This is a genomic window from Gordonia neofelifaecis NRRL B-59395 (genome assembly GCF_000192435.1).
In the GTDB taxonomy this organism is placed as follows: Bacteria; Actinomycetota; Actinomycetes; order Mycobacteriales; family Mycobacteriaceae; genus Gordonia; species Gordonia neofelifaecis.
Genome location: NZ_AEUD01000006.1, coordinates 97,966 through 112,095, shown reverse-complemented (window position 1 = coordinate 112,095; position 14,130 = coordinate 97,966). Strand labels below are relative to the sequence as shown.

15 protein-coding genes are annotated in these 14,130 nt (G+C 69.2%); 10 read left to right on the top strand and 5 right to left on the bottom strand.

From position 1 onward, the window contains the following. Positions 1–25: 25 nt before the first annotated feature. Positions 26–775 (top strand): hypothetical protein, encoded by a 750-nt coding sequence (locus SCNU_RS09010; protein WP_040518078.1) that lies wholly within the window; start codon positions 26–28, stop codon positions 773–775. A 7-nt stretch (positions 776–782) separates the two neighbouring features. Here SCNU_RS09010 and disA read toward each other — a convergent pair whose 3' ends face one another. After that, on the bottom strand, positions 783–1,913 hold the full coding sequence (gene disA, locus SCNU_RS09005; protein ID WP_083812577.1) for a DNA integrity scanning diadenylate cyclase DisA: 1,131 nt from the start codon (positions 1,911–1,913) through the stop codon (positions 783–785). On the opposite strand from disA, the gene SCNU_RS09000 reads away from it, so the two are divergent. Next, entirely contained in the window at positions 1,901–2,437 is a 537-nt protein-coding gene (locus SCNU_RS09000) for a PaaI family thioesterase (protein WP_139025909.1), read from the top strand. The genes disA and SCNU_RS09000 overlap by 13 nt on opposite strands. On the opposite strand, the gene radA is transcribed toward SCNU_RS09000, so the two are convergent. Together radA and SCNU_RS08990 are read right to left on the bottom strand one after the other, a co-directional pair. Further along, positions 2,422–3,810: a DNA repair protein RadA gene (radA, locus tag SCNU_RS08995; RefSeq protein WP_040518076.1), complete on the bottom strand. Its 1,389-nt coding sequence runs from the start codon at positions 3,808–3,810 to the stop codon at positions 2,422–2,424. The two genes, SCNU_RS09000 and radA, sit on opposite strands and share 16 nt — an antisense overlap. A 112-nt stretch (positions 3,811–3,922) precedes the next feature. After that, positions 3,923–4,597, bottom strand: coding sequence for a copper chaperone PCu(A)C domain-containing protein (locus tag SCNU_RS08990; RefSeq protein WP_009679049.1), 675 nt, complete (start codon positions 4,595–4,597; stop codon positions 3,923–3,925). A 280-nt stretch (positions 4,598–4,877) separates the two neighbouring features. On the opposite strand from SCNU_RS08990, the gene SCNU_RS08985 reads away from it, so the two are divergent. The 6 genes from SCNU_RS08985 to SCNU_RS08960 all read left to right on the top strand — a co-directional run bounded on the left by SCNU_RS08985 (position 4,878) and on the right by SCNU_RS08960 (position 10,420). Further along, the gene (locus SCNU_RS08985) at positions 4,878–5,366 is read left to right on the top strand and encodes a CarD family transcriptional regulator (RefSeq protein ID WP_009679048.1); all 489 of its coding nucleotides are present in this window, start codon (positions 4,878–4,880) and stop codon (positions 5,364–5,366) included. Then, positions 5,363–6,031 (top strand): 2-C-methyl-D-erythritol 4-phosphate cytidylyltransferase, encoded by a 669-nt coding sequence (gene ispD / locus SCNU_RS08980; protein ID WP_040518074.1) that lies wholly within the window; start codon positions 5,363–5,365, stop codon positions 6,029–6,031. Before SCNU_RS08985 ends, ispD begins: the two co-directional genes overlap by 4 nt. A gap of 18 nt (positions 6,032–6,049) precedes the next feature. After that, positions 6,050–6,514, top strand: coding sequence for a 2-C-methyl-D-erythritol 2,4-cyclodiphosphate synthase (ispF, locus tag SCNU_RS08975; RefSeq protein ID WP_040518072.1), 465 nt, complete (start codon positions 6,050–6,052; stop codon positions 6,512–6,514). An 11-nt stretch (positions 6,515–6,525) separates the two neighbouring features. After that, on the top strand, positions 6,526–7,920 hold the full coding sequence (gene cysS / locus SCNU_RS08970; protein ID WP_009679045.1) for a cysteine--tRNA ligase: 1,395 nt from the start codon (positions 6,526–6,528) through the stop codon (positions 7,918–7,920). After that, entirely contained in the window at positions 7,920–8,876 is a 957-nt protein-coding gene (gene rlmB / locus SCNU_RS08965; RefSeq protein WP_009679044.1) for a 23S rRNA (guanosine(2251)-2'-O)-methyltransferase RlmB, read from the top strand. Before cysS ends, rlmB begins: the two co-directional genes overlap by 1 nt. A gap of 104 nt (positions 8,877–8,980) precedes the next feature. Further along, positions 8,981–10,420: a phosphatase PAP2 family protein gene (locus SCNU_RS08960; protein ID WP_238526416.1), complete on the top strand. Its 1,440-nt coding sequence runs from the start codon at positions 8,981–8,983 to the stop codon at positions 10,418–10,420. On the opposite strand, the gene rarD is transcribed toward SCNU_RS08960, so the two are convergent. After that, positions 10,380–11,279 (bottom strand): EamA family transporter RarD, encoded by a 900-nt coding sequence (rarD, locus tag SCNU_RS08955; RefSeq protein WP_009679042.1) that lies wholly within the window; start codon positions 11,277–11,279, stop codon positions 10,380–10,382. The genes SCNU_RS08960 and rarD overlap by 41 nt on opposite strands. Next, on the bottom strand, positions 11,276–12,016 hold the full coding sequence (locus tag SCNU_RS08950; protein ID WP_009679041.1) for a LamB/YcsF family protein: 741 nt from the start codon (positions 12,014–12,016) through the stop codon (positions 11,276–11,278). The genes rarD and SCNU_RS08950 overlap by 4 nt, the downstream gene beginning before the upstream one ends. A 62-nt stretch (positions 12,017–12,078) precedes the next feature. Here SCNU_RS08950 and SCNU_RS08945 point away from each other — a divergent pair, with 62 nt between their 5' ends. Continuing rightward, a complete protein-coding gene (locus tag SCNU_RS08945) occupies positions 12,079–13,632 on the top strand; it encodes a carboxylesterase/lipase family protein (protein ID WP_040518067.1) in 1,554 nt (517 codons plus the stop codon). Beyond that, a complete protein-coding gene (locus SCNU_RS08940; protein WP_009679039.1) occupies positions 13,629–14,099 on the top strand; it encodes a DUF2599 domain-containing protein in 471 nt (156 codons plus the stop codon). The genes SCNU_RS08945 and SCNU_RS08940 overlap by 4 nt, the downstream gene beginning before the upstream one ends. Positions 14,100–14,130: the final 31 nt, after the last annotated feature.

Genomic DNA, 14,130 nt, shown 5'->3' with positions numbered 1-14,130 from the left:
GGGGAGCGACGATACCGTTGGGGACGTGATTGAACCGCAAGGACCACTGCCACCCGAGGTGTACTGGCGTCGGCGACTGATCGCCGGCATCGGCGCGGTGGTCGTGATCGTCGTGGTCATCATCCTGATCGTCTGGCTGAGCAGCGGGTCGGGCAGCGCGCCGGACTCGAAGAACGCGGCGGCTAAGTCGTCGGCGAGCACATCGGCTCCGGCGCCGTCGACGCAGAGCGCACCGCCCAGCAGCGAGGCTCCCAGCGGCGGCGGCGACCACGGCGACGGCGGCGATCCCAGTGCGACGCCCGCTCCGCCCGCCCCGGCCCAGCCGTCCGGCAACCCGGCCGCGGATTCCGGTGTGCCCGGCTGCTCCGACCAGAGCCTGTCGGTGGTCCTGTACACCGACAAGCCGACGTACACGGTCGGCGATCAGCCGGTGTTCACCATCGTCACCACGAACGGCGGACTGGCGGCGTGCTCACGTGACGTGGGCAAGGCCGCGCAGAACGTCATCGTCCGGACGCTCGACGGCAGTCGGACCCTCTGGTCGGCACAGGACTGCGCTCCCGACAAGGGCGTGAACATCCAGGTGCTGCAGCCCGGCCAGCAGGTCTCGGACACCGTCACCTGGTCCGGCACCACCAGCAGCCCCGGTTGCACCAAGAAGCGCGTCCAGGTGGCTGCGGGCGGCTACCAGGCCACCGCGAAGATGGGCGAGCGCGAGTCGGCTCCCATCACCTTCAACGTGGTCGCACCCGCGCAGGCTCCCGCTCAGCAGTAGCAGCCGGTCAGTCGAAGCGTTCGAGACTGCTCTCGGCGAGGCGCGAGAGTCCTTCGCGGATGTGCCGGGCCCAGATGCTTCCGATGCCCTCCACCGATTCGAGATCGGCGGCGCTGCTCGCCAGCAGTGACTGCAGTGTTCCGAAGTGCCGGACCAGCCGGTCGATGTGCCCGAACTGCAGGCGTGAGATCCGGGCCAGCAGTCGGTATCCGCGCGGGCTCATCGCCGTGTCCTGTGCCTCGAGCGACGTCGGGTAACCGAACGCCCCCGCGACCATCGTCAGGTCGAGCAGGTCGGCATCGGACAGTGATTCGACGGCTTCGAGGATCTGCCGCACCTGCTCGGTGCCCGCGGGTTCGGGGCTGGCGTGGTAGTCGCGCACCAGGAGTTCGCGCATCGTGTCGTTGTCGTTGATCAGCTCTTCCAACTGCAACGACACCTGCCTGCCGTTGACGCCGAGCTCCAGCACGTACTCGTCGATCTCCACCGACACTCGGCGGACCATCTCCATGCGCTGGGCGGCGCTCATCGCGTCGCGCAGCAGCACGTAGTCCTCGATCTCGGCGCGCGAGAGCTGGCTGCTCACCTCGTCGAGACGCGACTTGTAGCGTTCGAGAGTGGTCAGCGCGACGTTCGCGCGTGAAAGGATCGCGTCGGGGTTCTCCACCACGCGACGCTGACCGCCGACATAGACGCTCACGATCGACATCGAGGAGCTCACCGAGATCACCGGCACGCCGGTCTGAATCGCGGTGCGCTCGGCGGCGCGATGCCGGGTCCCGGACTCCTCGGTCGGGATCGTCGGGTCCGGCATCAACTGGACGTTCGCTCGGACGATGCGCTTGCCGTCACCCGAGAGCACCACCGCGCCGTCCATCTTCGACAGTTCCCGGAGACGGGTGGGTGCGAACTCGATGTCGAGGTGGAAGCCGCCATCGCAGATCCGCTCGGTGTCGTCGTCGTAGCCGAGAACGATCAACGCTCCCGTCCCGCCGCGCAGGATCCGCTCGAGCCCGTCGCGCAGACCGGTGCCCGGCGCCACTCGTCGCAGGGCGGAACGGATCTGCTCACTGCGGCTGGGCTCAGCGATATCGGTGTCGGTCACCTGCACTAGGGTAGCGGTACGTGAAGACCTCATTCGTGCTGCCCGCAGACATCGAACCTGTGATCCGCGACCCCAAGGCGACGCCGCCCGGTCACCGGATCGATCTGCACCACAGCATGTGCTTCGGCTGTGGATCCGAGGCGCCCGTCGGCCTCCGCATCGAAGTGATCGCCGGCGAGGGGCTGACGGTGACTGCCGCGATGAAGGTCGAGGACTGGATGCAGGGCGGTCCCGGAGTGATCCACGGCGGCGTGCTCTCGGCCGCTTTCGACGAGGTGATGGGGACGTCGCCGCTGCTCCTGCGCAAGCCGGTGGTCACCGGGCATCTGGAGATCGACTACGCGAAGCCGATTCCGCTCGGATCGACCGTGCACTTCACCGGTGAGATCCTCGGCGGCGTCCGCCGCAAGGTCTACACCAGGTGCGTCGCGCACCTCGGCGATCCAGCGAATCCTGTGGCGGCCGCCCATGCGCTCTTCATCGCGATCGATCTCGAGAAGCACTTCTCCGGATACCGCGAACGCGCGGTCCACTCTCAGCATCAGAACGGCGCCTGAGCGTAGTCGTGGCGTGAGACCGCCGCGGACTGCGCCTCCAGCAGATTCGCGACGCGACTGATGCGGATTCCGCGCGGCAGTTCCTCGTCCTCCGACCCGGCCGGGATGATCGCGTGACGGAAGCCGAGCCGCTTGGCCTCGGCGACCCGCCGGGCGACCGATGGCACTCGGCGCACCTCGCCCGCCAAGCCGACTTCGCCGATCGCCACGGTCGACGACGGCACCGCCACGTCCTTGTGCGACGAGTAGAGGGCGAGGAAGATCGCCAGGTCGGCGGCGGGTTCGGTCACCTTCATGCCGCCGACCGTGGAGGCGTAGACCTCCTTGCTGCTGGCCTTGATCCCGGCGTGCTTCTCGGCGACGGCGAGCATCATCGCCACGCGCGCGGAGTCGAGTCCGGATACCGCGCGTCGTGGTGACGTCATCTGGGTGTCGTTGAGCAGCGCCTGGATCTGGCCGACCATCGCGCGCCGACCGTCCATCGCCACGAGCGCCGCACTCCCCGGAACGTCCGATTCGTGGTGGTGGACGAAGATCCCGGACGGATCGGTGACCTGATGGATGCCGTCGGCTCGCTGCTCGAAGCAGCCCACCTCGTCTGACGGCCCGAAACGGTTCTTGATGCCGCGAACCATGCGGAGAGACGAGTGCCGATCGCCCTCGAACGCCAGCACCACGTCCACCAGATGCTCCAGTGAACGGGGGCCGGCGACGTTCCCGTCCTTCGTCACGTGGCCCACCAGGATGACCGCGATACCGCTGGTCTTCGCCAGGGAGACCAGTGCCGTGGTGACGGCGCGGATCTGTGTCACGCCGCCGGTGACTCCGTCGGTTCCGGTCGCGACCATGGTCTGCACCGAGTCGACGATCAGCAGCGTCGGTGCCACCGCCTCGACGTGGCCGAGAACCGTCGCGAGGTCGGTCTCGGAGGCGAGGTAGATGTTCTCGTGCACCGCGGCGGTGCGTTCGGCGCGAAGCCGGACCTGACCGGCCGACTCCTCGCCGGTCACATACAGGGCGGTCTTGCCCTGCGCCGCCCAGTGTTTGACGGTCTCGAGCAGCAGCGTCGACTTGCCGACGCCCGGTTCGCCCGCCAGCAGGATCACGGAGCCGGGAACCACCCCGCGCCCGAGGACGCGGTCGAACTCGGCGATGCCGGTCGGGCACGAGCTCGCGGAGTCGGATGCGACCTCGGTGATCCGGACCGCGGGGCTCGACGGTGCGACGGACGTGGTGCCGGTGCGCGCGGCAGCGGCGGCCGGGGCGGATTCGGCGATCGTTCCCCATTCGCCGCACTCCGGACAGCGACCGAACCATTTCGCCACCTGGTGCCCGCACGCGGAGCACCGGAACACTGATTTCGCCTTAGCCATGCCGACTCCTACCCATGCCGTCCCCTGATCACGTCGTCACAGTAGGCCACGGCTACGACAAGAACGGCGCCCCGGTCACAGACCGGGGCGCCGTCGGAAGTGTCCGCGAAGGTCAGTTGCTCGCTTCGCTCTGAGCCTGATCGCCGACGTTGGAGCGCACGTCGAGGTTTCCGGCGTCGACCGGCGTCTCGATGGTGGTGGACACGGTCTCGATCTGCTTGCCGCTCAGGTCGTACACCGAGAAGTTGAAGGTCAGCGGGACGGTCAGGCCCGGTGCGACGGTGTCGCCGGCATTGGTCAGCTCGACCGCGAACCGGTGGCTGGAGTCCTCGCCCTCGACGGTCGGGCCGGCGATCAGACCCTGGGTCGGGCGGATCGTCGCGGGGTCCTGGCCGTCGGTGGCGGTCGGCGGCGTCATCTTGACGTTGCCGGTCTTGGCCGAGACGCTCTCCAGCTTGATGACGCGGGTCGCGCTGTCGTTCGCGACGCTGAAGGCGATGACGAAGGGGCCGCCGTCGCCGAACACCTGGTCGGCCTTGGCGACCGGGTACACCACGCGCGCATTGCGGATCGCGATCGACCCGTTGGACATCTCCTGGCCGTTGTAGTCCGACGGGGTCAGCGTGATGGTGCCGCCCGCGCCGTTGACGGCGGGCTCCTGATTGGCGGTCTGCGAGATCTTGCCCGCACCGCAGGCGGTGGTTCCCAGCGCGATGGCGATGCCGAGTGCGCCGACGGCAGCGGCCGAAGCCAGACGGCGGGTGGACCGATTGAGCACTGACACCATTTCCTCCGGGGTGGTCGTCGCGTTGTCCGCCGGTGATGCGAACTCTCACTACGCAGCGTAGTGGGCGGGGCCCGGAAAAGTTCCGCCGGGTCGCCAGATTGCCCTGATGATCTTAACGCCGCCGGTTTCCGTCGAGGCGGGCAACGGCGCTTCCCGAAGGGCTCCGCCGGGGCGCGAATACCGCCTTTCACCTGCTTTCACCCGGGTTGACCTGCACCGTTGGCGAAGGCTCTCGGGCCCGGCGTGTTAGACTGGTTACATTCGAAAGGGGCAGTGGACATTGAATTTCAAAGTTGGCGACACCGTTGTTTATCCCCATCACGGTGCTGCTCGAGTCGAAGACATCGTCATCCGGACCATCAAGGGTGAAGAGATCGAGTACCTGGTCCTGAAGGTTGCTGACGGTGACATGACGGTTCAGATTCCGTCCAGCAAGCTCGAATACGTGGGTGTGCGTGACGTCGTCGGACAGGAGGGCCTGGATCAGGTCTTCCAGGTCCTGCGGGCGCCGCATACGGAGGAGCCGACGAACTGGGCTCGCCGCTTCAAAGCGAACCAGGAGAAGCTGATCTCGGGCGACATCATCAAGGTCGCCGAGATCGTGCGCGATCTCTGGCGCCGCGAGCAGGATCGCGGGCTCTCGGCCGGTGAGAAGCGGATGCTGACCCGTGCTCGGCGCGTGCTGGTGGACGAGCTCTCGCTCGCTCAACACACCAACGACGAGAAGGCCGACAGCATGCTCGACGAGATCCTGGCCGCAGCGTCCTGACCGCAGAACTCCACGTCGCCGCGCTGATTCCGGCGGCGGGAATGGGAACGCGCCTCGGCGAGGCGGTTCCGAAGGCGTTCGTCGAGATCGACGGCGTCACCCTGCTGGAACTGAGTGCGGACGCTGCTCGTCGGTCGGGGGTGATCGACCGGATCGTGGTCGTCGCTCCGGCTGAATTGAGCGAACGTGCGCAGGCCCTCGTGCCGGACGCGGTGGTCGTCGCAGGTGGTGCGGAGCGCAGTGACTCCGTGCGGGCCGGGCTGGCCGCCGCCGGAGACGCCGAGCTGATCCTCGTCCACGACGCAGCACGCGCGCTCACGCCGCCCGAGCTGTTCGCCACCGTGGTGGCGGCGCTCCGCGACGGGGCGCGCGCGGTCGTTCCCGGGGTGCCGGTGGCCGACACCCTCAAACGCGTCGATCCGGCGGGGATCGTGCTCGACACTCCCGATCGCGCTGAACTCCGCGCCGTCCAGACGCCCCAGGGTTTCCGGGCCGACGTGCTGCGGGAGGCGCACCGCTCGAGCGGCGACGCCACCGATGACGCCGGACTCGTCGAGGCGCTCGGCATCCCGGTCCGGGTGGTGCCCGGTGACGCAATGGCGTTCAAAGTCACCACACCGTTCGACCTGGCGCTCGCCAGAATGATCACCGCACAGGAGCGTTGAAGAGTGACTGCGATGGATATGCGAGTGGGCGTCGGCACCGATGTGCATCCGATCGAGGCGGGGCGGCCGTGCTGGATGCTCGGCCTCTTGTTCGACGACGCCGACGGCTGCTCGGGCCACTCCGACGGCGACGTCGGTGTCCACGCGCTGTGTGACGCACTGCTGTCGGCCGCGGGTCTCGGCGACGTCGGCGCGGTCTTCGGCGTCGGACGCCCGGAGTGGGCCGGGGTCACCGGCGCCGCGATGCTCGCCCACGTGCGCGGACTGCTCGACGCGGAGGGCTTCGTCCCGGTGAACGCCGCCGTGCAGATCGTCGGCAACCGGCCGAAGGTCGGACCGCGTCGCGCCGAAGCGCAGCAGGTGCTCTCAGATCTGCTCGGGGCACCGGTCTCGGTGTCGGGCACCACCAGCGACGGGCTGGGTCTCACCGGCCGCGGCGAGGGGATCGCGGCGGTGGCCACAGCGCTGCTGACGCTCAAGTAGAATCGCAGGCCGTGACTCTACGCCTCTACGACTCGGCCACCCGCGAGGTTCGCGACTTCGTTCCCCTGCGTCCCGGAACGGCTTCGGTGTACCTCTGCGGTGCGACGGTCCAGGGGGTTCCGCACATCGGCCACGTCCGCAGCGGCATCGCTTTCGACGTGCTCCGCCGCTGGCTCGACTACCGCGGGCTCGACGTGCTCTTCGTCCGCAATGTCACCGACATCGACGACAAGATCCTCACCAAGGCGGCCGAGGCGGGCCGACCCTGGTGGGAGTGGGCGGCCACCCACGAGCGCGAGTTCACGCGAGCCTACGACGCACTGGGCGTGCTCCCGCCCTCGGCCGAGCCGCGCGCGACGGGCTTCATCACCCAGATGGTCGAGTACATGCAGCGGCTGATCGAGCGCGGTCACGCGTACTCGTCGGACGGGAACGTCTACTTCGACGTCCGCAGCCTCCCGGAGTACGGCAGCCTGTCCGGGCACCGGCTCGAGGATGTGCATCAGGGTGAGAGCGCCGGAACCGGCAAGCGCGACCCGCGCGACTTCACCCTCTGGAAGGCGGCGAAGCCCGGCGAGCCCGCGTGGCCGACGCCGTGGGGCGACGGTCGTCCGGGCTGGCATCTGGAGTGCTCGGCGATGGCCACCTCGCTGCTCGGCGCGGAGTTCGACATCCATTGCGGCGGAATGGATCTGATCTTCCCGCACCATGAGAACGAGATCGCGCAGAGCCACGGTGCGGGCGACGGGTTCGCGCAGTACTGGCTGCACAACGGCTGGGTCACGATGAGCGGCGAGAAGATGAGTAAGTCGCTCGGCAACGTCGTCGCGATTCCGGCGATGCTCGAGCGCGTGCGTGCCGTCGAACTGCGCTACTACCTGGGCAGCGCCCACTACCGCTCGATGCTGGAGTACTCGGAGGGCGCCCTGGCCGAGGCCGCGGCCGGCTACCGCCGGATCGAATCGTTCGTGCACCGCGTGGCAGACCGGGTCGGCCGTGTCGACGTCGGCGAGGTGAACGACGACTTCGCTGCAGCGCTCGACGACGACCTCGGCGTCCCCGCGGCGCTCGCCGCCGTGCACAACGCGGTTCGCGAGGGGAACACGGCGCTCGAAGCCGGCGACGGCGCTCGGGCGTTGGCGATCGCCGCGCAGGTGCGCGCGATGACCGCGGTCCTCGGAACCGACCCACTGGACCCGCACTGGACCGCGGCCGGCGCCGACGACGAGGCGCATGATGCGCTCGACGTGCTGATCAAGGCAGAATTGGACCGGCGGGCACAGGCCCGCGCCGCGAAGGACTGGGCGACGGCGGACGAGGTCCGCGACCGGCTCGCCGAGGCAGGCGTGGAAGTCACCGACACCCCCGACGGCGCCCAGTGGGCGCTCAAATCGAAGGAACACTGATGGCCGGAAATTCACAGCGGCGCGGCGCGACCCGGAAGACCGGGAGCAAGAAGGGCCAGGTCGTCGGCTCCGGCGGACAGCGCCGTCGCGGGCTGGAAGGCCGCGGGGCCACCCCGAAGGCCGTCGACCGCACGTACCACCCGGCGCACAAGAAGGCCAAGGCCGCCGCGAAGGCGTCGAACACCCGTCGTACGCACCGCAAGTCGGAGGACGGCGGCCCCGAGTACGTCGTCGGACGCAACCCGGTCGTCGAGTGCCTGCGTGCGGAGGTTCCCGCGACCGCGTTGTACGTGATGACCACCATCGACGCGGACGAGCGCGTCAAGGAGGCGGTGCACACCGCAGGCGACCGCGGCATCTCGATCCTCGAGGTCGGCAAGCCCGAGCTCGACCGCATGTCGCCGAACGGGCTCCACCAGGGCCTCGCGCTGCAGGTGCCGGAGTACCAGTACGCGCACCCGGAGGATCTGATGGCCGATGCGCTCGCCGGATCGTCGGCGCCGCTGCTGGTCGCCCTCGACAACATCACCGACCCGCGCAACCTCGGCGCGGTCATCCGCAGCGTCGCCGCGTTCGGCGGACACGGCGTGGTGATCCCACAGCGGCGCAGTGCGGGCATGACGGCCGTGGCCTGGCGCACCAGTGCGGGTGCCGCGGCACGACTGCCCGTCGCGACGACCCCCAATCTCAATCGCACCCTGCTCGACTGGGCGAAGAAGGGTGCGCAGATCGTCGGCCTCGACGCGGGCGGCGACGTCTCCCTCGACGACTACGACGGCACCGGGCCGACCGTGATCGTCGTCGGCTCGGAGGGCAAGGGACTCTCACGGCTGGTTCGCGAGAACTGCGACTCGATCCTGTCGATTCCGATCGCGAGCGACGTCGAGAGCCTGAACGCGTCGGTGGCTGCGGGTGTGGTGCTGTCGGAGTTCGCGAGGCAGCGCCGCATCGGCTGATCGGTCACGATCGCCGCGGTCGGGTCGCGGTCGTAGCCCGGTTGAATGACGATTGCGTCACTCCGGTTCCTACCGTTCAGTATTTGTTTACTAACGTGTAAGGAATGTTTGCTGGGAGTCCTGTGCGGTCGATGTGGGCGCAGTTGCGTTCGGGTCGACGCATCGAGTTCTCGGGCCGGATGTGGGCGCTCATCGTCGGGTTCCTGATCGGCTTCGTGATCCTCATCGAGGTCGTCGCGCGTCTGAATCACCTGCGCGGTCCACTCGACATGCTCATCACCGACCTGGTCGGGCGTCCGCAGATCGGTGAGATCAAGATCGCCGGCATGCTCCTCGCCCTGGTGTGCATGCCGTCAAGACTGCGGCTGCCCGTCGCCGGTGCCGCGGTCGGACTCGAGCTCGTCTGGAACATCCAGCGGCTGATCGTCGGCAACGCGCCGACCGTCGGCAACGGCATCCTCTTCGCGCTGATCGGCACGGCCGCGTTCGCCGGCTGGCGGCTGCGCGGCTCCGAGCAGGCCGGCACCCTCAAAGCCGTCGGCCTCGGGTTGCTGCTGATCGTGATGGGCCGCGTCGGCGACGTGTGGCTGGTGCTGTCGAGCCGGGCCAACCCGAACGTCTTCGACGAGTACGTCGAGCTGGCGGACCGGGCCCTCGGCAGTCCGTCGTGGGCCATCGGCTCGGTGGTCAACGGCACGCCGTGGCTCACCGAGGTCCTCAGCAAGGTCTACGTGTACCTACCGGTCGCGGCCGCGGTGATCGCCTTCTTCCAGCTGCGCAACAGTGCGCGCGACGGCTTCCCACGGCACCACATCGTCCGGACCTTCCTGCTGATCGGTCTGATCGGACCGCTGATCTACTTCCTGTTCCCGGTGGTCGGGCCCACGTATGCGTTCGGGCACGAGCTCGCGGGCGCCGGTTGGCAGGACGTGTGGCCCCTGCAACTGCCGGTCATCGGCGATCCGACCGCGCTGTACTACAACCAGGGCGTCGCCCGTAACTGCATGCCGAGCCTGCACACCGCGTGGGCGATGTGCATCTTCCTGCACGGCTGGCGGGGACCGTTGGTGTCGAAGGCGTTCGGCGCGTTCTGGCTGGTGTGCACCACCGGTGCGACGCTCGGCTTCGGCTTCCACTACGCGATCGACGTGCTCGCGGGAGCGATCTTCACCCTCACTCTCGAGTCCGCGCTGACCCGCCCGGAGCTGGGCTGGTCGAGGCATCGGCTCGCGGTGATCGCGTTCGGTTCCGCGGCCTTCTCGGGACTCCTGCTGTCGACTCGGTACCTGGCGGTCCAGATGTCCGACAGCGGCGTCGTCGGCGGACTCGCGCTGATCGCCACGGTGCTCGCCGTCGCCGCGGCCTTCCTGACCATCGAGATGCATCCCGGCCGCGATCAGACCCCGGCCGACGGACTGCCCGCCGAGCCCGGAGCGATCGGACGCAAAGCGCGTGAGCTGGCCGCAGCGGCGCGGTCGTTGGCCGGTGAGGCGTCGGCGGCCGTCACCCGCGAGGTGAAGAAGGCCGGTTCGTCCAAGCTCTGAGCACGCTGTCGGTGGCGAGCAGGATCAACGCCACCCAGACGATGCCGAAGCCGATCCAGCGTTCGGGCGGCAGTTGCTCTCCGAGCACCAGCACCGCGCACAGCAACTGCATGATCGGTGTGATGAACTGAATCAGCCCGATCGTGACCAGGGGGATCCGTCGTGCCGCGGCGGCGAACAGCAGCAGCGGCACGGCGGTGGCTGCGCCCGAGAAGATCAGCAGCGCGGTGTGTCCGGCGCCGTCGCCGAAGGTGAGGCCCGCCGGGGTGAACGCCACGACCACCAGGATCACGACGGCGGCGGGCGAGAGGATCGCCGTCTCGAGGGAGAGGCTGTGGAGGGCGGGCAGCGTGTCGCCGACCTTCTTCTTCACCAGCCCGTACAGCGCGAACGTTCCGGCGAGGGCCAGAGCGGTCGTGGGAAACGTCCCCGCGGCGAGGGCGAGATAGGCCCCGGCGACGACGCCGACCGCGACCGCCGCCCACTGCAGCGGACGCAGTCGTTCCCGCAGCACCACCACGCCGAGCGCGACGGTGGCCAGCGGATTCAGGAAGTAGCCCAGTGCGGCGTCGCTGGTGTGGCCCGAGGTCACCGCGGCCACGTACACGATCCAGTTGCCTGCGATGAGCAGAGCCGCGGCGGTCACCCCCGCCAGCAGGCGCGATTGTCGGCGCAGCGGCTTGATCCACGACCAGTCGCGCATGAACGCCAGGGCGGCCACACACAGCACCAGCGTCCACAGGATCCGGTTCGCGAGGATCTCCCACGGCCCGGCGGGCAGCATCGCATCGAAGAGGAGGGGGAACAGACCCCAGATCGCGTAGGCGCCGAAGCCTGCGAGGACCCCGCGGGTGTTCACCGGGTGCGCACGCCGATGCCGGCGGCGGCCAGGGCGGTGCGGACACGGCGGGCGTGTTCGACGGCGCCGGGGGTGTCGCCGTGCAGGCAGACCGAGTCGACCGAGACCTCGACCGTGCTGCCGTCGACGGCCAGGATCCGCCCCGTCTGCACCAGGTCGACGACGCGGGCGGCCACCGCGTCCGGGTCGGTGACCAACGCGCCCGGCTCGGAGCGGGGGACCAGGGTGCCCGCAGCGGTGTAGCCGCGGTCGGCGAAGGCCTCCCGGATCACGCCCAGTCCGGCGTCGAGCGCGAGCCGCTCGGCTTCCGATCCGGGCAGGCACATCAGCGGGAGCCCCGCTGATGCGACGGCGTCGACCACCGCGCCCGCCTGGACGGTGTGGTGCACGATCGCGTTGTAGAGCGCGCCGTGCGGCTTCACGTATTCGACTGCACCGCCGACCGATTCGGCGAGCGCCCGCAGTGCGCCGATCTGGTAGGTCAGGTCGGCGAGGAGGTCCGCCGGCGCGACGTCCATGAACCGTCGGCCGAATCCGGCGAGGTCGGGGTAGGAGACCTGGGCGCCGATCCGGACGCCGGCGGCGACCGCCTCACGGCACGTCGACAGCAGCTCGCTCGGCGTTCCGGCGTGGAAGCCGCAGGCGACGTTCGCGCTCGTGACCAGTTCGAGCATGGCCGGGTCGTCGCCGACGCCTTCGCCGAGGTCGGCATTGAGGTCGATGACGCGTGAAGGCATTGGCACGGTTTCGATGGTAGTGATGCGGCTGCGCGTCAGGCACAGACACTAGGGTCGTTGCCATGGCAGTAATGGACACTGTGGTTCAGACCGCCGACGGCGCGGTCGACGGCAAGCGCGGTCGCGGTGGGCGGCGCGGCACCATCTCCTGGCGGGGCATCCCGTTCGCCGAGCCCCCGGTGGGGCAGTACCGGTGGCGCGCACCGCGTCCGGTCGCACCCTGGCCGGGTGTCCGCGAGTGCTACGACTACGGTCCGGCGCCGGTGCAGGAGAAGCTCTTCACCGCCCGCGGTGCCGGACGGTTCCAACCGCGCAGCGAGGACTGCCTGACCCTGAACGTGTTCGCCCCGTCGACCGTGTCGGTGACGCCGCGCCCGGTGATGGTCTTCAACTACGGCGGCGCGTACATTCTGGGCGGCACGTCGACGCCGATATACGACGGGTCGTACCTGGCGCGGGCGCGCGATGTGATCGTGGTGACGGTCAACTACCGGTTCGGTCCGTTCGGCTTCCTGGATTTCAGCGACTACTCGACGGACGACCGCCGGTTCGACACCAACCCCGGACTGCGGGACATGGTCGCCGGACTGGAATGGGTGAAGCGGAACATCGCGTCGTTCGGCGGCGACCCCGACCGGGTCACCGTCTTCGGCGAGAGCGCGGGCGGTTCGGCGGTGCTGACGCTGCTGTCGACACCGGCCGCGGAAGGCCTGTTCGCCGGGGCCATCTCGCAGAGCCCGGCACCCGACCTGGTGGTGAGCAAGGAGAACGCGCGACTGTTCGCCGACGAGTTCGTCCGGCTGCTGATGGATCCGACCCGACGCCGGGGCCCCGAGCGCGATGAGCCGCCGCTCGATCCGGCGGTCGTGGCGCGGGTGCTCGCCGGCGCCTCGGCCAAGGAACTGCTGCGCACCGGCAACAAGCTGATCGGCTTCACCCGCGGTGCCCGGCTGACCGATCCGATTCCGTTCGCCCCGGTGATCGACGGCGAGTACCTGCCGCAGCACCCGCTCGAGGCCGCCCGTGACGGCAACACGATGTCGGTGCCGACGATCATCGGCAACAACAAGGACGAAGGCGAGCTGTTCGCCAGGTTCTGGGACATCCTGCCCGACAGTGAGCAGGCGCTGGTCGGCCTCGGTGACACCGACGACCACGATCTGCTGCAGAGCCTGTATCCGGTGAAGCGGCGCGATGTGCTCATCGCCGCCGACGCGACGTTCTGGACGCCGACCATCCGTTTCGCCGGTCATCACAGCGCGCACGCTCCGACGTACGTCTACCGGTTCGACTACGCACCATTGCTGCTGCGGGCCAGCGGGATCGGCGCCACGCACGCGACCGAACTGCTCGCGGTGTTCGGCACCTACCGGGATCCGATCGGCGTCGGTCTGGCCGCCGCGGGCAGTTGGGGCTCCACCAAGCGGATCACCGCGACGATGCAGTCGAAGTGGAGCTGGTTCGCCCGTACCGGCCGGCCCGCTCCCGACTGGCCGCGTTATTCGCGCGACGACCGTCGAGTGATGGTGCTCGACGACCCGACCCGCATCGAGCTCGATCCGCACGGCGACCGCCGCGCGGCATGGGACCGCGTCCACCTGGGTGAGCCGGGATGAGACGGCTCGCGACGTTCGCCGTCGTCTGCGCGGCCGCCGGTGTGCTGGCCGGCTGCTCCGGCGGCGGCAGCGATTCGGCGGCGGCCTCGTCGTCCGCCCCGATGCCCGTGACGTCCACGACGCTCGGGAGTTCCGACCTCACGCCGACGCCGGTGCTCCCGCCGCCGTACATCGCCTCGGCGACCTGGGCCGAGACGGAGGTCGGGCCGAGTCTCCAGATCGCGCCGACGCCCAACGGCCGAAAGGTCTCGTCGCCGACCGCGGGCGACGAGGCGTGGCGCGAGGTGCTGAGGATCGAGCCGAACGCCGATACCCCGGGGATGAAGGCGCAGTTCGACTGCCACTGGACCTTCGCCCGCATCGTCCAGCCGGACAAGCCGACCTGGAACATCGAACCGAACCGCCCCGTCGTCACCCCGGACGAGATGATCGCGACCCGGTGCAACCCGGGCGCTCCGGAGGAGTAGGCGAGGGCAGTGGTCGCCGTTCCTCTGGTTG